This window comes from Streptomyces sp. NPDC093018 (assembly GCF_040684035.1).
GTDB lineage: Bacteria > Actinomycetota > Actinomycetes > Streptomycetales > Streptomycetaceae > Streptomyces > Streptomyces murinus.
Window position 1 is genome coordinate 55,705 of record NZ_JBFBFF010000017.1, and the last position, 17,171, is coordinate 72,875.

Consider the following 17,171-nt stretch of genomic DNA (forward strand, 5'->3'; position numbering starts at 1 on the left):
CCCGGCCGCGCGGGTCACTCGAAGGTGAAGGTGAAGACCGAGCGGACCTGTCCGGCGATCTCATGGAGATCGGCGACGCTGTCAGAGATGATCATGGCCTCGGCGAAGAAGTTCTCCCGCTCCATCGTCACCACCCGGAAGTTGTCGAACAGATAGCCGTCCACCACCCCGGGAATCCGCTTGAGCTCCTCGACGGAGGTGGCGCTCGCCAGGGTGCCGACACGGTCGGCCTCGAAAGGCAGCATGGCCAGCAGCTCGGTGCCACCGGGAGTCGCCCCTGCCAAGGCGTCGTCCAGTCGCTCGCCGAGTGCCATGCGTACCGACATGTCGATGGGGTCGACCCCGCAGGTCCGCTGGGTGGCCGCCCGGTACATCCGGCCACCGGGGCGCGGGTTGATCTCGACCAGCTCGCAGCTGCCGTCCGCGCGCACCCGCCCTTCGACATGGAACCAGCTGCTCTCCAGGCCGAGAGAGGCGCAGAGGATCCCGATCCGCTCCGACAGGTCACGCACGGCCTGTCGGACGTGCGCGGAGGGCGGGGGCGAGATGAGGAGTCCCGCGTCGTGGTGCCGCAGATTGTCGTGCTCCGTCTTCTCGACCTCGAAGAGCGGGTGGAACAGGCCGCCCAGCACCGGACCGTCGACCGAGAACTCGACGCCGTCGATGTACTCCTCCACGATGGCGTCCGTGTCCGGACCCATGGTGTCGGCCAAATCCTTGAGGCGGGAGCGGAGTTCCATGGCGTTCTCGGCGCGGCGGACGAGCCGTGAACCACCCGAGTCCTGGTCGGGCTTGACGATGACCGGGTACGAGGTGATCGCCTCGACGTCGAGGGCGGCGACGGTTCCCGCGGCGAACGGCAGCGAGGACAGGCCCCGGTCCGTCATGGCCGCCCGCACCCGGGCCTTGCTCAGCAGGACCTCCCGGCCGCTCTCCCCTCCCGCCAGCCCGTAGTGCCGCGCCGTGCGCACCTGCCAGGAGATCAGCGAGTCGACGAAGTTGACGACGGCGGTCGGCTCCACGCCCGCCGCGTCGACCGCCGTCACCAGCTCCTCCAGGCTCGCCCGCTCCCAGTCGACGACGATGTGGGCCGCGCAGTGGTCGCGGTTGACGTCCTCCGGCTCGTCGGAGACCAGGATCGGGCGGCGTCCCATGTCCGAGAGCATGCGCGAGACGAGGCGTACCCCGCCCTCGAAGCGCTTGGAGTAGATCAGGACATCTCGTTCAACAGCCACGTCGTTTCTCTCTGTCTGTGTCCGGGCGGAGGGGCGGGAGGTGCTGCGGGCCGGGCGTGCGGCCGGTCAGGAGGTGGAGGGCTGCTCGCCGGCGGTGTCCGCGGTCCGCGCCCCCTCGCCCAGCACACGGGCCTGTTCGAGGGTGGTGGCGGAGCGCAGCGGCGAGAACATCAACCAGAAGGAGACGCACAGGTACGAGGCCGCGACGATCCAGATGGCCCGGCCGGGCCCCACCGCGTCGGCCAGGGCTCCGCCGGCGAAGGCACCGAGCGGCAGCGTCCCGAGGGCCACCAGCCGGTAACTCGCCGTGACCGCTCCCAACTGGTCCTCCGGCGGGATGGTCTGGCGCAGGCTCACCGCGAAGACGTTGAAGAGCGCCACCCCGAAGCCGTTGACGACGAAGGCGAGGGCGAGGAGGGACACCAGTACGACGGTACCGAGGCCGAGGACGGCCACAGCGGGGACGAGGAGCAGACCCACGGCGGCCAGGACCACGCCCCAGGTCAGTGCCCTGCCCACGGTGAGCCGGGCGCCGATGCGCGCGGCCACCAGCGAGCCGACCAGCGCGCCGGCGCTGCCGATGCCGATGGCCACGCCGATGGTGGTGCCGCTGAGGCCCAGCTCGCGGACGGCGAACACCAGGAAGACGGTCAGGAAGCACTGCTCGTGCAGATTGGACAGGCCCGCCTGGGTGCAGAGGTCGCGCAGGGGCCGCAGGGACCAGGTGTACCGCAGCCCCGATCCGATCGAGCGCAGTGCCGACTGCCGCGGCACACCGGGGGCCTTGACGCCACGCAGGAGTGATCCGCTGAACGCCGCACCCGCGAAGAGCGCGGCGGTGACGGCGAAGGTGGGCGAGAGCCCCGTCCTTCCCACCAGGAAGCCCGCCGCCGAGGGGCCGGCGAGCTGGCTGATGGAGTAGGTGGCCTGGTGCAGTCCGTTGGCCGAGGAGATGGTGTCCACAGGGACGATCTTGGGAAGGGTGGACTGGTAGGCGACCTCGTAGAAGACGGTGGCCGTGCCGATGATCGCGGCGGCCGCCACGACCTGGGTGGCCGTCAGCCCTCCGGCGGCCTGTGCGAGGCCGAGGAACCCGAGCGCGGCACCCCGGACCAGGCTGGTGAGCACCAGCGTACGGCGGGGCGGGTGGCGGTCGACCAGCATCCCGGCGACCAGTGACAGCAGGACGACCGGGACGAACTGCACGGCGGAGATGAGGCCCACCTCGGTGCCGCTCGCGTGCAGGGCGGTCACCGCGACCAGCGGGAGCAGGAAGTTGGTCAGCTGGGCCCCGAAATGGGCTGCGGACTCCCCTGTCCATACGTTTCGAAAATCCTTGTTCCCCTTGAGGAGAACCCGGATTTCCTCATCTAGGATCGCCATCTCATCCTTCGATCGAACCAATTGGGAAATGAACCTAGCACACGCCTCATTCATACGCTAGAGTTCGTCGCGACCCGACGGTTCGACGGACGTCCAGAGAGACGAGGATACGGTGTCGGAATATTCGGTATTGACAGAAGAAGAATTAGGGCTGCTGCCGTCGGACGAGGACGTCCTGCGCTACGAGGAAACCGGCTGGTATCTTTCGCAGAAGCTGCTCAGCGATGCGGAGACCGACGCTCTGACCCAGGCCAGCGAGCGCTTCTACGCAGGTCACAAGGGTCGCGAGCTGCCTGCTCGACCGGATCGACTGGCCGACTGGTCACCCGCCGACGGCGAGATCCAGCGCAACAGCGACTACATTCATTACCGGGACGAGACCATCGCCGGAATTCTCCGTAAACCCATTGTCGCCGCCGTGGCGGCACGCCTGGCGAGAACACCGGAGATACGCACCTTCCAGGCGACCCTCATTTACAAGCCGGCGGCACCCGAAGAAACGTCGAACATTGTCTCCTGGCATTTCGACAAATACTTCTGGCCCACCTGTTCGTCCGACAACATGCTGACGGCTTTCATTCCTTTCCATGACTGCACGGAGGAGGCGGGCACCATCACGATGGTGCCCGGAAGCCACCGGTGGGAGCGGCGCCATGGCGCCGAGCGGCCGGTCGGTGATCCCGCCGATGTGGCCCGCGACTACCTGCTGGAGGGGGACGCGGAACGCAACGGCGCCGCCGTCGAACGGGTCCCCGTGCACATCCCGCGCGGTCATATGACCTTCCACCACTGCCTCCTGTACCACGGCAGCGGGCCCAACCGCAGTCCGCACCCCCGCCGCGCGATCTCGTTCCACCTCCAGGACGGGTCCAACACCTACCGGCACTACCAGGACTCCGACGGCCGCCAGCAGCCGTACAAGCACGACGTCCTGGTACGGCGGACCCCGGCCGGGGAGCCGGACTACACGGACCCGGAGTTCTGCCCCACCCTCTGGCCCGCCCGGAGGTGAGGGCTCCGGCCCCGGGGCTCGCACGGACCCCGGGGCGAAGGCTCGCCCGGGGTACCGTGCCGGTCGGCCGGCACCCCGGGGAGAGCGCCGTGGGGGTCACAGCGGGGTGATCCGGCTCAGCTCCCACTCCCCCTCGTCCATCCCGCCGCCCGCCTCGGCCCGCACCGAGTCGGCCAGGGCCTGGTCGGCGGCGGTGTCGCGGGTCAGTCCTGCGCCCCGGACCAGCGGCAGCGGCAGCACCGCCGCCCAGACCGGATGCAGCCGCGCCCCGCGCCTGACCTTGGCCTCCACCGCGGACAGGCCCAGGTGCAGGGTGTCGAGCCGATGCCGCTCCATGTGCCGCAGCGGGCCGTAGTACACGGCGTTGAAGTACTCGTACGCGTCCCGGGTCCTGGTGTAGTCGAATCCGGCCACCCGGGCGTAGCACATCTCCCGCCAGGCGAAGGCGACATGACCCCCGACCAGGCCGCCCTCCTCGTCGACGACACGGAAGACCGTGCTGAGGCCGTCGAGGTGCTCGGCCTGGACCTTGAGGAACGCCCGGATCTCCGCCAGGTCCAGAGAGGCGTCGTACCGGTCCATGGTCTGGCCGATCAGCGGCGCCAGTTCGTCCACGCACCGCGACAGCGGTGCCGTCTCCAGCCGCAGCCCGGCCTGTTCGAACTTGCGCACCTCGTAGTCGCGCTTGCGGACATTGCGTCCGAGCAGCCGCCGGTACGACTCGAAGGTGCCCCCCTCGTTGTGGATCACGGCCTCGGCGCTGCGCAGCTGGGCCCGGACCGGGAACAGACCGGCGAGCAGCCGCAGGCTGTCGGTGGTGAGGAAGTCGAAGAGAAGGGCGTCACGGCCGAGCCGGCGGGCGTGCTCCGCCAGGCCCGCCACCAACTCGGCCAGGGCGTCCCGCTGTTCGGCCTCCGTTCCGGCGAGCAGGAACTCGTTGTGGTATCCGGTGCGGGTGCCGACGCGCAGGACCTCCCGGCCGGCGGCGACCGGCGGCAGGGACGGGGCGTTCTCCGGGGGGAAGTCGTAGGACGGGGTGGCGGCGAGCAGCCTGCCGCCCGACGACACCACGGTGTAGGTGGCCGTGGCGAAGTCGGGGCGCTCCTGCCCGGCGAGCCAGCCATGGCTCTGGTAGAAGCAGGAGGCGGGCACCAGGGCGTCCCAGCTGCCGCGTTCGATGTCGCCGATCGACGTCAGATGCCTGGTCTCGGTCACGGCCGGGGCCTCCTTGCGCACCAGGCGGTCCCCGGGGCGGTACGCGTGTTCACAGCTGCCATTCCTTCGTGTCGAGTCCGCCGACCACGTGCCGCGCGTACGCGGCCCCGAACGCCTCGGTCTCCTTCCGGTTGCGTTCCCGCACGGCGTCGGAGTCGGCCCGAAGGGGCCGGTCCACGCCCACCAGCACCGTGTACAGGGGGACCGGCTGGGCGCCCCGGCTCAGCTTGGCCTCGAAGGTGCCGAGGCCGAGGTGGATGGCGCGGGTGGACCGCCCCGTCCCCTGCGCGACCGGGTGGTAGACGACCAGGTTGAAGTAGTCCGCCTTGTTCTCGTAGCCGTAGTCGAAGCCGGCCACGCGGGCGTACAGCATGTCCTGGTGGCGGTAGCGCAGGGCGAAGCCGACGGGGTTCTCGCCCTCCTCGGCCAGCAGCAGGGTGCTGCGCTCGCCCAGGTGCCGGCCCTGCCGGCCGTAGACCTCCGCCGCCTTGGCGACCCCGTAGTCGTGGCCGTGCTTGCGCATCAGCGCGCTGTTGAGCGGGGCGATGCGCTCCACGACCTCGGGCAGCGCCACCTCGCGCACGGTGCGCCCGCTCTCGCGGAAGGTCCGCACCTCGCGCCGGGCACGGGGGCGCCGCTTCGCGGGGAGCCAGGCGTAGTAGTCCTCCAGGTCGTCCCAGAGGCCGACCGGGAGCACCGTCTCCACGTCGTGGAAGAGGACGACGGCGTCCTCGTGGGCGCGGGCGAGGTCGAGCGCGTCCTCGCGGGGAAGGTAGTAGTAGGCGAGGACGGACGCCTCCGCCTTCTCGGCGAAGGCCAGGGCCTCGGAGGTCAGGGCCTCGACGGCCGGCGCCCGCTGCTCCGGCTCGGCGTCCGGGTGGTGGACGACCTGGCCCCGGAACTCGGACCAGCCCGCCCCGATCGCCAGCGGGCGCGAGGCGACGGCCGTGTGGCGTTCCTCCTCGACGAGTCCGGCGAGCAGATCGGCGGGCGTGTAGAGGGCGTGCGGGGGCCGGGTGAACGTGTAGGCCTCAAGGCCGGCCACCATGGCGCCCCCGGCGTCATGGGCCGTGATGCGCCGGGCCCGCGCCCCCGGCGGAAGCTCTTCCTCGCGTACGCCCTGGAAGCCCGCGGTCGAGTAGATGGTGGACCCGGACGTGAGAGAGTCCCAGTCGGCGGCGGGCAGCGCGCCGACCGTGTCGTAGGTGCGGACATCCATGGGTAACTCCCGACATTGACAAGAGGGTTGTTCCATCGGCCTGGAGAGGATCACCGGGCGATCCGGCCGACGAGGTCGCGTACGTCACCGTCGCGGAATCGGATGAGGCGCACGCCGGACTCCGACAGGCGGGCGAACAGCTCCTGGTTGGCGCGCTGTTGCTCCGCCCGCACCTTCAGGGCGTACCAGAGGATCGACCGGGGGCCGACGACGGTCCACAGGGTCTCCCGGGTGCCGCCCCAGAGCTTCTCCCGGCGTATCCAGCGGCGCAGGGTGCGGCGCAGCAGCCGGGGCCAGGCCAGGCGCAGCGGCGGGTCGACCCAGACCACGCAGTCGGCGGTGTGCGCGTAGGCCGCGACGGCGGCGGGGAACTGGCCGTCCACCACCCAGCGTTCGGCCTCCAGTGCCTTGCCGACCTCGGCGAGGAACGTGTCCTCCGGCACCGGCGTCCACTCGGGTCCCCAGAACAGGGCGTCCAGGCAGACCGGGGGCGCCTCGGACCGGGTCAGCAGTCCCGCGAGGGTCGACTTGCCGCAGCCCGGTCCGCCGACGATCCACACTTTCCCCGCCGGCGGGCCGCCGGAAGGGTTCACTTCGCTCACAGCAGGTTCCTCTCCACCCACAGGGCCACCCCGTCCTCGTCGTGGGCGGCCGTCAGTTCCGTCGCCGAAGACCGTACGTCAGAAACGGCGTTGGCCATGGCCACCCCCGTGGCGGCCGCGCGCAGGAGGCTCAGGTCATTGGGCGCGTCGCCGAAGGCGACGACGGTGTCCCAGTCGAGTCCCCGGCGGTCGAGGAGCCATGAGACGGCGGACCGTTTGTCGGCCCCGGGCGCCGAGACCTCGACCAGCCCGGCGTCCGAGGAGGTCCAGCCGAGACCGGCGGGCGCGAGGAGGGCGGGCGGGGGCGGGTCGGCGCGCAGGGCCATGAGGCAGAGGACGTCCTCGTCGTCCGGCACCTCCAGGACCCGGGGCGCGTCGGCGCCCCCGCTGCTGAGGACGTCCGGCCAGTCGGGTCCGAGCAGCCGCCCGGAGGGGCGGTCCAGAGCCCAGGGCACCGGGCCGAGGAGGGTGAGCGCCTCGCGCACCCGGGCCGGTGCCATGGCGCGGACCCGTCGCGGCCGGGGGTCGTCCAGATCGCCGGTGACGGCGCCGTTCGACGAGACGAGGGACGCGCCCAGGCCGCGCAGCGGCCGCAGCACCTGCCGGGCGGACCAGGCGGGCCGGGCGGTGGCGAGAACCAGGTGTACGCCGCCCGCCACGGCCGCGGTGAGGGCCCTGCGGGTGCGCTCGCCGACCTCGTGGTCCGCGTTCAGCAGCGTGCCGTCCAGGTCCGAGACGACGACCGCCGGGCGGGCACCCCCAAGAAGGTGGGGGCGCCCGCCGGTCCGTGCGGTGTCCGTGGAGGTCACGGGGCCGGTTCGGGGGTGGTGGGCAGCGGCATGCGGTGCACGATCGCGGCGGCGTACCGGTGGTAGTGCCATTCTTCGTAGCCGAGGTGGCTCTCGCCGCGGATGCCGAGGTCGGCGTTCTCGAAGAGCTGCCAGCCGGGGCGGTCGACGATGCGGTCCATCTCCTCGCGGGGCGGGTAGTAACCGCACTGGATTTCCTCGTCGTTGAGCCCGATCAGGTACTCGCCGAAGAAGATGCCGCGCGGGGCGACCATGTCCATCGCGTGATGGATGAGCGCTTCCAGGGTGTGGGCCCGGTTGGGTGGCATCGACCACAGGCCGCTGCCCACCACCAGCTGGAAGTCGCCGGAGGCCGGGAGGGTCATGTAGTCCTGCTCGACGATGACGCAGTCGTCGGTGAGGCCCTCGGAGGCCAGCCGCTGCCGGAGGCCGACGACCTCGTGGTGGCCGTCGACAAGGTCGAACTCGCCCCCGTTCAGGAAGAGCGCGTCGGTCTCCACACCGACGACCTCCCAGCCGGCGCGGAGCAGCGGAAGGGCGAACTTGCCGTCCGAGGCACCGAGCACACAGGCCCTCGGGCGGACCCGGCGGGCGTACTCGCCCAGCGGGATGTAGCGGGCGAGCGCGGGGAAGTACGAGTAGTACGGCCCCCAGTAGCTCTTCTCGTCGACGTCCAGCACATGCTCTCTCAAGGGAATCCTTCCGCTGGTGGGCGTCATGCGCCTATGGGGGTCGCCGACTCGGCGGCGCTGTTGCGGGTGCTGCCCCATCGCTTGGCCGAGGCCTCGTGGATGAACCAGATGTCGTCCTCGTCCAGGAGCCGGGAGACCACCTCGGGGTACGCCTCTTCGAAGTATGTGTAGGGCGGCCGGTTGTCCTTGCGCGAGTGGTAGTCGAGCCGGTCCTGCCCGTGTGCCGCGGTGATGGCGGTGCCGGGGTGGTAGGTGAGGATGTTCGGGCTGGCCATGACGAGCAGTCCGTCGTCGATGAGGCGGCCTATCTCCTCGATCGTCTCCTCGATGGTGTCCCGGTTCTCGCCGTCGAGTCCGAAGAGGACGGAGCTGCCGACGCGGATCCCGTGGTCCCTGATGGTGGTCAGGGCTTCCCGTACCTTGCTCACCCATGCCTCGGGGTTGCGGCGCAGCAGGTTCTTGCCGACGTGCCGCATGACCTGCTGGGCCATGCTCTCGATGCCGATGTAGACGTAGGTGCAGCCGTTCTCCCGCATGAGGTCGAGGGCCGCGTGGACCTCCTGCGCCTTGGCACGGTTGAGGACGACGTCCACGGTGAGCTGTGCGCCCCACTCGAACGACCGTAACTCCGGTTTGCGGGCCCGCAGTCGTGCCAGGTCGTGGCAGAAGTCGGTGATGGCCTTCCAGTTGCCGCCCCAGAAGACCGGGTCGTCGAAGAAGGCCGCTTCCGTTCCCCAGTCGACCAGTTGCTCGATGCGCCGGGCGACATGCTCGGTCTCGGACACCGCGAAGCGGGTCGGACGCTGCGACACCTGGATGCTCTCGGAGCAGAAGGTGCACTTGAAGGGGCAGGCGTCCAGCGTCATCACATGGGCGGTCCGGCTGCCCAGGGGGGAGCTGCCCGCACGGGTGAAGATCCCGAACCGGGCCCGCACGGAGAACGCTTCGTACGGAGAGGGGAGTTGCGCCGCGTCGATGCGCTCTCCCCGCACGGGGACGAGCACTGCCTCGTCCGCCGTGAGGCCGACGATGTTGCCGACGCCCCTGGTCGTCCCGTCGTGGGCGGTGACGAGCGCGAGGGCGTCGAGGATCTCCTCGACGGGGGTGGGGCCGAACCCGGGGGTCGTGACCAGTGCGACCGCGCGTAACAGCAGGTCGAGGAGGGGGGATCCGTCCCCCGCCACCACGAAGTCGACCACGGGCCGGGCGCGGCCGTCGCGGATGACTTCCACCGTGCTGCTCCAGGACAGGTCGGCCGTGCGGGTGGCGTCCCGGTAGCGGACGGTTTCGTCGGCGTGCCTGCCGCCGATGATCACCAGGCAGTCAGGGGCGTACGTCTTGGCCAGTTCGGCCATCTCCAGCGCGTAGCGGTGGCCGGCCGACACCGAGCTGAGCAGCAGCACCTTGGGGCGCAGCGCCCGGAGTTCGGTGATGAAGGCCTCGCGGGCCACGTCGTCCCAGATGCGCGGGTCGAAGACATGGCCGTCGGTGGTACGGCTGTCCGCCACGCGTACGGAGCGGGGGCCGTCCTCGGCGCGGCGGTAGGCGGCGTCCGGGTAGTGGCCCCAGTCGGGGGCGATGTCGTCCAGCGACGGCTGCGCGGGGAGCCCTCGCACCAGGCGGGCGACGGACCGTTCGACGGTGAGGGAGAGCGCCGAGTAGAGGCACATGGGGTCGCCGGGGTAGGCGACCTCGCCGCCGCGGCTGGTGGCGACGGGGACCAGGGCGGCCATGATCGGGAAGAGGTAGGGGTCCCGGACCGGATGGGGGGCGGTGTCAGCGGCCCGCTCGAAGAGTTCGCGGCGGTGGGAGAGGCGGTCGGCCAGCTCCTGCCGGGTGGCGGGGTCGGGACATCGCGGTTCCAGGGGCGGACGGATCGTCAGTATCACGTGGGGGCCTGCGATTCCGGTGGTCAGATCGAGGAGATCAGATCGGCCACGGCGGGCTCGGCCGCGCGGCTGGTCACCAGGGAGGTGGTGTCGCCGAGCTTGCGGTAGGCGTGGGTGGCCAGACAGGCGCGGGCCACGTCGGCGTAGTCCGTGACGGCCGGTGTCGCGGCTATCTCGTCGACCGCGGCGGTGTCCCGCGCCTGGGCCGCCCGACGGAGCCGGGACTCGACATCGATGAGTTCCCGCGCCGCCTCGCGGGCGCCCTCCGGGGTGGTGGGGAAGGCCGGCAGGGAGGCCGGGACCGCCGGGTCGTCCGCGATCTTCCGGGCGAGCGCGGTCTCGTTGTCGTAGAAGTGGAACGTGCCGGCCTGGTGGATGTAGCGGCCGGCGGGTACGCCGAGCAGACCGGCGGCGTACTGCTGCATGCCCATGAACAGGAAGGCGTCGTAGGGCAGGACGGTCAGCGCCTGCTGGGCGCGCATCACGGTGAGCCAGACGAGGGCACCGTCGCGCAGGAACAGGTGCACGCCCACGGCGCAGGGGTACTCCCGCGACTGCCGGAAGTTGTCCTGCGGCTCCAGGACCAGGGCGAAGGCCCGGCGGTGGGCGGGGTCGCGCTCGATGCGGCCGACGACCTCCTCCAGCTGGTTCCCGTTGGCCGTGACGAGCCGGTGGCCGAAGGCGCCGCTGAGGGTGTGCTGGTCGTCCGAGTACTCGTGGGCACCGCGACGGTAGTACGCGGGGGTCTCCACGTCGTTGCGCCCGTCGAGCGACCAGGCGAGGAGTCCGAAGCAGTACGAGAGGTTCACCGGCAGGTGCGGAGTGACCGCGAGACAGGAGGCCGGGTCCTCGATCGTGCTGCGATGGGCGATGACTTCGCGGTAGGGGCGGTCGTTGCGGCCGAAGTCGGACGCCTTGGAGAGCGGGTCGCGGACCGAGGGAATGTCGCTTCCCTCGTCGAGGACCGTCTGGAGGCCGGACGTATAGGCATCAGCAAAAGAACGGAAAACATCCATGCCGCGTTCCTTAATTCTGAGAGCTGCCCGGGACACGGCGAAGAGTTCACCTCGCGTCCACCGGGACAAACCATCGTGACCTGTTGGCCAGCTACCCGATCGATCCCACACCAGCCACCCAATCATTGTCAACCAACGCCTTGGACAGGGTAGTTACAGCCTGCACGCACCTACCCGGTTGCCCATGAATCAGTAAAGCCACGGAGCGTTGACACCCATTGGAGAGCCCCTGCTAGTGTGCGCGCTTGAATTTCCGGTAATTACTGACCGCCGGTGGAATGAGGTCAAATAATGGCTGGTTTCAATCGCTCCACCCCGCCATGGCTGAACGAGCGATGGCGCATCGGGTGGGGCACCGGCGTGGTACTCGTGACCTACGCGGGGCTCATCGCCGTCCACCCCACCTCGAAGCATGGCGTGGGTGGCCCGATCGCACTGCTGGCGCTGGTGGGTTACACGCTCGGCGCCCTGCTGATCGTCTCCGGTGCGGTGGCCCGGCTGCCCCCCACCACCGTCGCCCTGTTACCCGTGGCCATCACGGTGAACATCGTGATGGGCAAGATCGTCTATTTCAGCGGACTCCCGCTGCAGCTGGACTCCATCGGGACCGTGCTGGTGGGAGTGGTCGCGGGCCCGGCCGCCGGGGCCGCCACCGGGGCGCTCGCCAGCGTCATCGTGGGCATGACGATCACACCCGGCGCCCTGCCGTACGCCGTGACGGCGGCCATGATCGGCTTCACCGCGGGCGTACTGGCGCGTGCGGGAATGTTCCGGCGGCTCCCCACCGCAGTGCTCGCCGGTGGCTTGATCGGAGTGGTGGCGGGTGTCATCTCCGCCCCCATCACCGCCTTCGTCTTCGGCAACGCCAGCGGGTCGGTGGGGCAGTCCGCGCTCATCGCGACCTTCCAGGCATTCGGGAACGGCATGCTCAAGGCGGCCACCCTGCAGGGGCTGGTGGCCGATCCTCTCGACAAGGCACTGACGGTGGTACTCGCGATGGCCATTCTCAAGGGCCTGCCACCGGGATTCCTGCACCGCTTCCCGTTCGTCCGGGACCGGCACATCCTGGCGCCGCGGGCCGAACTGGTGAGGGCGGCGTGAACGCCGTGCGGGACACCGCCCACGCGACCGGTGCATCCGGCATTCACCGGCTCAATCCCCTGACGAAACTCACCTTCGCCGTCACCGTGACCGTCTGTGCTTTCGCCGCGGTGGATTACCGGTGGCCCCTGTTGCTCTTCGGGGTCCTCCTCCTTCCGGCCGCGATCGGCGCGGGAGTATTACGCCGATTTTTCCTCCTGATCGCCACATTCTGGGTTCCGGTGACCGTCGTCCTGTTCGTGGTCCAGGGATTCTTCCTTCCCGGTGCCCATGACGTGCTGTACCGACTCGGCCCGCTGGAACTGAAGAGCGAGGGCGTCTCGTTCGCCCTGCAGACGGCGCTGCACATCCTGGTGCTGATGAGCGGGTTCTTCCTCCTGCTCCTCACCACCCACGCCGGAGCCTTCATGAGCGCCCTGAGCGAACGCAAGGTGTCGCCGAGTCTCGTCTACATCGTGTCGGCGGCGCTGCAGATCGTGCCGGCGCTCAACCGCCGCGCCACGCGCATCCTCCATGCCCAGCAGGCACGCGGCCAGGTGATCCACGGCCTGCGCGGCCGGGCGCGGGCGCTGGTACCGCTGATGGGCCCGTTGATCCTCGGCGCCTTCACCGACGTGGGCGAACGCGCCGCCGCCATGGAGACCCGGGGCTTTGGCGCCACCCGCCGCCCCACGAGCCTCACCGAGGTCCCGGACAGCGGGGTACAGCGATGCCTCCGCGCCGCGATGCTGCTCTGCGCCGTGGCCGCGGTCACCGTGAACGTGTGGGGAGTAACGCGTTGATCGAAGTCAAGGATTTCTCCTTCACCTATCCCACCGGCTCCCGGCCGGCCCTCACCGATGTCGCCTTCGAGGTCGCTCCCCGCGAACTGTGCGCGGTGGTGGGCGGTGGCGGCGCGGGCAAGAGCACCCTGGGCGGCGTGGTGAGTGGCACCGTTCCCCATCTCACCGGCGGTACGACGCGGGGGGTGGTCCGGGTCAACGGCAGGGACCTGGCCGAAACCCCGCTGTCGGGACTGGTCGGCGAGGTCGGGCTGGTCATGCAGAATCCGTTCAACCAGATATCCGGCGCCCGCTTCTCCGTACGCGAGGAGATCGCCTTCGGCCTGGAGAATCTCGGTGTCCCGCGGGACGAGATGGCGGCCCGGATCGACCCCGTCCTGGACGATCTCGGGCTCACCGGGGTGCGCGACCGGTCGCCGTACGAACTGTCCGGCGGGCAGCAGCAGTTGCTGGCCATCGGATCGATTCTGGTCATGCGGCCCACCGTCATGGTGCTCGACGAACCGACCTCGCAGCTCGACGCGGCCGGGAACGCGCTGGTCTTCGAGGCGCTCGGCACCCTCAAGGAACTGGGGGTGACCGTCCTGCTGATCGAACACCGCATGGAACGCCTGGCCCGCGCGGCCGACCGCGTCCTCGTGCTCGACCGGGGAGCGATCGTGGCGCAGGGGACGCCCGGCGAGGTACTGGCGGACGAACGACTGGAGGAGTGGGGGGTGGCACCACTGCGCTACACGGTGGCCGCGCGCCGTGCCGCGGCCCGGGGACTCTGGCCGGACCGAAAGCCGCTGCCGGTGACGCTCGACGCCGCCGCCGCGGGGTTCGGCGAGACGATGGACCGCCTCGACCGAGGAGACCGGCGATGATCATACGGATCGATTCCCTGACGTTCCGTTACCCCAACGGCACCACGGCCCTGGACGGGGTGTCCTTGAGCGTCGGGGCCGGTGAACGGGTGGCGATCGTCGGCGCCAACGGCGCGGGCAAGAGCACCCTCGCCCGGCACCTCGTCGGCATCGAACGTCCGGCCTCCGGAACGATCGAGATCGACGGGCGGCGGACCGACGGGCTCGGCATCGCCGAACTCGCCCGCACCGTGGGATTCGTCTTCCAGAACCCGGATGATCAGCTCCACGCGGCGAGCGTCGTCAAGGAGGTGGGGTTCGGGCCGCGCAACCTGCGCTTCCCGCCCGCCCGGCGCGCGGAGCTGGTCGAGTCCGCCCTGCGGCGGACGGGCCTCACACAGGCGCGGGACACCCACCCCCACCACCTGTCGCTCGGCGAACGCAAACGGGTCGCCCTCGCCTCGGTCCTGGCCATGGACACCCCGGTCGTCGTCCTCGACGAGCCGACGACCGGTCAGGACCACGACTCGGTCGTCCTGCTGGGGAACCTGGTCGACGACCTGGCCGCCGACGGCAGGACCGTCCTCGCCATCACCCATGACATGGACTTCTGCGTGGAGCACTTCGACCGTGTGATCGTCCTGGCGAACGGCCGGATCGCCTGGGACGGCCCGGTCGCCCACTGGCCGGCGTATGTCGCCGACACGGCCGACGAGAGCCTGGAACTGCCCCAGATGACACGGCTCGGCCGCCGATTGGGCTGGGAACGTCCGGTGACGACCGTGACGGGCTTCCTGGACCAGCTGTCCACCGAGGCCGGCCCCGCGCCGCTCCCGTCCACCGCTCCCTGACCCGGCCCTGATCTTCGGGGTCGGACACGCCGTCCGCGGGTCCCGGGCCGGGCGGCGCGGGTCAGCGCAGGGCGCGGACGGTCGGGCTCGTGGCGACCAGCACGGCGCACGCCAGGACGGCGCCGCCGCAGATGAGGAACAGCGTCGTCGTGCCGTACGGGAGGAGCAGACCGGCGACGACGTAGGAGAACGGGTCCAGCGCCACCGTGGCCAGCACGACGAGGCTCAGTACGCGGCCCAACAGCCGCTCGGGCACGCGCTCCTGCAAAGTGGCCACGACCACCACGCCGAGAAACGCGGATCCGAGGCCGACGACCGAGACGACCGCCGTCGCGGCGGCGACGTGGGCGACGACACCGAGTCCGGCCACGCCCGCGCCGATCGCCGCGACCCCGCCGACCACGGTCCAGCCGCGCCGGGCGGGCGGCCGCCACCCGGCCAGGAGCGAACCGGCCAGTGAGCCGGCGCCGAAACCGGACAGCACGGCCCCCAAAGACCCCGTGCCGCCGAGGCGTTGATCGGCGAGCACCGCGCCGCCCACGAGTACGGGGCCCACGACCGCGATGTTGATGAGGGCCACGGCTGCCAGCATTCCGCGTACCAGTGGTTCGTGCCAGGCGTATCTCAGGCCCGCCGCGAGGGCACGTGTACTGCTGAGCCGTTCGGCGTGGGCGGCGTCGGGACCGGTGTCGTCCCCGGCGCGTCCGCCGCGTCGTACCACCCGGACGAGCGTGCTGAAAGCGATGGCGGAGAGCACCGCCATCGCCGAGATCCCAGCGAGTGTCGCGTCGAATCCGACTGCGGCGACGGCTGCGGCGGCCACGGCTGGGCCGACCAGGTCACCCGCCGACTCCGCGCCCTGGATCAGTGCGTTGACCCGGGCGAGCTTCCCGGTCGGCACGATGGCGGGCAGCACCGCCAGGGCCGCCGGGAAGTACGCGGCGTCGGCGGCGCCGAGCAGAGCGGCGATCAGCGCGACCGTCGTCACCGATGGTGAGGTGAGGGTGATGACGGCGCCGAGGGCGAGCAGGACGGCGACCCGGAGCCAGGCGGCGGCGACCGCGACACGCACCGGTCCGAGGCGGTCGACCACGACGCCCGCGGGAAGCAGGAGAGCCGCTCGCGGCAGCGCCACGGCCACGAGGACGAACCCGGTGACGATCCCGGGTTTCGACAGTTCGAGCACGAAAAGCGTGAGCCATACGAGGAACAGAGCGTCGGCCACGGCCGCCAACCCTTGGCCCGCGACCAGACGGCGCAGCTGCGGATCGCCCAGCGGTCCGCGCGGACGGGAAGGGGCCGTCGGCTCCGTCGTCATTGTCTGCCCCCTGGGGCGCCGAGTGGATCGGTCCTGCGCGCGACACTCGGGCGACGTGATCGCGCCCCATCACGCCGAGGCGGACATGACCGTATCGCTCATCGATCGGCATATGCGCGAAGGGATCGCGCCGGTGTCACTACGCGATGTGCGTGCCCCCGTCGACCGTCAGGGTGGTGCCGGTGATGTACGACGCCGCGTCGGAGACGAGGAAGACCAGGGCCGCGGCGAGTTCCTCGGGCTGCCCGACGCGGCCCGAGAGCACCCGCGGCATCATCGCGTCGAGGTAGCCGTCGGCGTATTCGTCGGTCATCGCGGAGTGGAAGAAGCCCGGTGCGAGGGCGTTGACGCGGATGCCCCTGCCGGGGGTCCACTGCTGGGCGAGATCGCGGGTGAGTCCGAGGAGGCCGGCCTTCGACGCCGAGTAGGCGGCCTGCGGCAGGCCGCCGGTGACCAGCGCGAGGATGCTCGACACATTGACGATGGCACCGCCGGGCGGCATCACCGCGCCCGCGGCCTGGGCCATCCAGTAGGAGCCGTTGAGATTGATGTCGATGACCTCGCGGAACTGTTCCGGCGTCTCCTCCGTCGCGGGTCTCTCGCCGCTGATCCCGGCGTTGTTGACGAGGATGTCCAGCCGCCCGAAGGCGTGCACGGCCGCGTCGACCAGGGCGCGGCAGTCCTCCGGCCTGGAAATGTCCGTACGCACCGCGAGGGCCCGGCGGCCGAGCTTCTCGACGGCCGTGCGCACGGTCTCCAGCCGCTCGGCGCGCCGTGCCCCGAGCACCACATCGGCGCCGGCCTCGGCCACCGCGGTGGCGAAGGCGATGCCCAGTCCGGAGGAGGCGCCGGTGACCACGGCCACGCGGCCGTCGAGCCGGAAGCGATCAAGGACGCTCATGGCTGTCCCGGTCATCGATGGGTGGCGATGTAGCTCACCACGTCGCCGACGGTCCTCAGTGCCCCGACCCGGTCGTCGGGGAACTTCACCTCGAACTTGTCCTCGGCCGCCACGGTGATCTCCACCATCGAGAGGGAGTCGATGTCGAGATCGTCGGTGAAGGACTTCTCGGTGGTCACTTCGGCGGGGTCGATGCCCGCGACCTCTTCGACGATCTTGGCAAGGGAGTCGAGAATGTCGGCGTCGTTCGCCATGGTTCCTCCTTCTTGGGGCGGGTTGCCGTGAGTCGGCCGTGGTGGGT

General features: G+C 70.5%; 17 protein-coding genes. 5 read left to right on the forward strand and 12 right to left on the reverse strand.

Annotated elements, in window-relative coordinates; all coding sequences use genetic code 11:
* Positions 1-14: 14 nt before the first annotated feature.
* Together AB0N90_RS30040 and AB0N90_RS30045 are read right to left on the reverse strand one after the other, a co-directional pair.
* Entirely contained in the window at positions 15-1,235 is a 1,221-nt protein-coding gene (locus AB0N90_RS30040; RefSeq protein WP_365201958.1) for an ATP-grasp domain-containing protein, read from the reverse strand.
* 66 nt (positions 1,236-1,301) lie between these two features.
* The gene (locus AB0N90_RS30045; RefSeq protein ID WP_365201959.1) at positions 1,302-2,618 is read right to left on the reverse strand and encodes an MFS transporter; all 1,317 of its coding nucleotides are present in this window, start codon (positions 2,616-2,618) and stop codon (positions 1,302-1,304) included.
* A 130-nt stretch (positions 2,619-2,748) separates the two neighbouring features.
* Here AB0N90_RS30045 and AB0N90_RS30050 point away from each other — a divergent pair, with 130 nt between their 5' ends.
* Positions 2,749-3,630, forward strand: a complete 882-nt coding sequence (locus AB0N90_RS30050; RefSeq protein WP_365201961.1) for a phytanoyl-CoA dioxygenase family protein — start codon at positions 2,749-2,751, stop codon at positions 3,628-3,630.
* A 96-nt stretch (positions 3,631-3,726) separates the two neighbouring features.
* Here the strand turns inward: AB0N90_RS30050 and AB0N90_RS30055 are convergent, their stop codons facing one another.
* The 7 genes from AB0N90_RS30055 to AB0N90_RS30085 are packed head-to-tail and all read right to left on the reverse strand — an operon-like array spanning position 3,727 to position 11,072.
* A complete protein-coding gene (locus AB0N90_RS30055) occupies positions 3,727-4,845 on the reverse strand; it encodes a hypothetical protein (protein WP_365201963.1) in 1,119 nt (372 codons plus the stop codon).
* Positions 4,846-4,894: 49 nt separating this feature from the next.
* Complete coding sequence (locus tag AB0N90_RS30060; protein ID WP_365201965.1) at positions 4,895-6,064, reverse strand: GNAT family N-acetyltransferase; 1,170 nt, start codon at positions 6,062-6,064, stop codon at positions 4,895-4,897.
* 50 nt (positions 6,065-6,114) lie between these two features.
* Positions 6,115-6,666, reverse strand: coding sequence for a hypothetical protein (locus AB0N90_RS30065; RefSeq protein ID WP_361683444.1), 552 nt, complete (start codon positions 6,664-6,666; stop codon positions 6,115-6,117).
* Positions 6,663-7,475, reverse strand: coding sequence for an HAD hydrolase family protein (locus AB0N90_RS30070; protein WP_365201967.1), 813 nt, complete (start codon positions 7,473-7,475; stop codon positions 6,663-6,665). The genes AB0N90_RS30065 and AB0N90_RS30070 overlap by 4 nt, the downstream gene beginning before the upstream one ends.
* Complete coding sequence (locus AB0N90_RS30075) at positions 7,472-8,167, reverse strand: hypothetical protein (protein ID WP_361683448.1); 696 nt, start codon at positions 8,165-8,167, stop codon at positions 7,472-7,474. The genes AB0N90_RS30070 and AB0N90_RS30075 overlap by 4 nt, the downstream gene beginning before the upstream one ends.
* Before the next feature lie 23 nt (positions 8,168-8,190).
* Positions 8,191-10,056, reverse strand: coding sequence for a radical SAM protein (locus AB0N90_RS30080; RefSeq protein WP_365201969.1), 1,866 nt, complete (start codon positions 10,054-10,056; stop codon positions 8,191-8,193).
* Positions 10,057-10,079: 23 nt separating this feature from the next.
* Positions 10,080-11,072, reverse strand: coding sequence for a thymidylate synthase (locus AB0N90_RS30085; protein WP_365201971.1), 993 nt, complete (start codon positions 11,070-11,072; stop codon positions 10,080-10,082).
* 291 nt (positions 11,073-11,363) lie between these two features.
* On the opposite strand from AB0N90_RS30085, the gene AB0N90_RS30090 reads away from it, so the two are divergent.
* Genes AB0N90_RS30090 through AB0N90_RS30105 form a run of 4 tightly spaced genes read left to right on the forward strand, consistent with a single transcriptional unit; the run spans position 11,364 to position 14,651 of the window.
* The gene (locus AB0N90_RS30090) at positions 11,364-12,173 is read left to right on the forward strand and encodes a hypothetical protein (RefSeq protein WP_365201973.1); all 810 of its coding nucleotides are present in this window, start codon (positions 11,364-11,366) and stop codon (positions 12,171-12,173) included.
* On the forward strand, positions 12,170-12,955 hold the full coding sequence (locus AB0N90_RS30095; RefSeq protein ID WP_361683456.1) for an energy-coupling factor transporter transmembrane component T: 786 nt from the start codon (positions 12,170-12,172) through the stop codon (positions 12,953-12,955). The genes AB0N90_RS30090 and AB0N90_RS30095 overlap by 4 nt, the downstream gene beginning before the upstream one ends.
* Positions 12,952-13,821: an ABC transporter ATP-binding protein gene (locus tag AB0N90_RS30100; RefSeq protein ID WP_365201975.1), complete on the forward strand. Its 870-nt coding sequence runs from the start codon at positions 12,952-12,954 to the stop codon at positions 13,819-13,821. The genes AB0N90_RS30095 and AB0N90_RS30100 overlap by 4 nt, the downstream gene beginning before the upstream one ends.
* On the forward strand, positions 13,818-14,651 hold the full coding sequence (locus AB0N90_RS30105) for an ABC transporter ATP-binding protein (RefSeq protein ID WP_365201976.1): 834 nt from the start codon (positions 13,818-13,820) through the stop codon (positions 14,649-14,651). Before AB0N90_RS30100 ends, AB0N90_RS30105 begins: the two co-directional genes overlap by 4 nt.
* 61 nt (positions 14,652-14,712) lie before the next feature.
* Here the strand turns inward: AB0N90_RS30105 and AB0N90_RS30110 are convergent, their stop codons facing one another.
* The 3 genes from AB0N90_RS30110 to AB0N90_RS30120 form a co-directional block, all read right to left on the reverse strand.
* Positions 14,713-15,969: an MFS transporter gene (locus AB0N90_RS30110; RefSeq protein ID WP_365201977.1), complete on the reverse strand. Its 1,257-nt coding sequence runs from the start codon at positions 15,967-15,969 to the stop codon at positions 14,713-14,715.
* A 139-nt stretch (positions 15,970-16,108) separates the two neighbouring features.
* Positions 16,109-16,870 (reverse strand): glucose 1-dehydrogenase, encoded by a 762-nt coding sequence (locus AB0N90_RS30115; RefSeq protein WP_365201979.1) that lies wholly within the window; start codon positions 16,868-16,870, stop codon positions 16,109-16,111.
* An 11-nt stretch (positions 16,871-16,881) separates the two neighbouring features.
* Positions 16,882-17,124 carry an acyl carrier protein gene (locus AB0N90_RS30120; RefSeq protein ID WP_365201981.1) on the reverse strand — a complete coding sequence of 81 codons (243 nt, stop codon included), beginning with the start codon at positions 17,122-17,124 and terminating at the stop codon, positions 16,882-16,884.
* Positions 17,125-17,171: the final 47 nt, after the last annotated feature.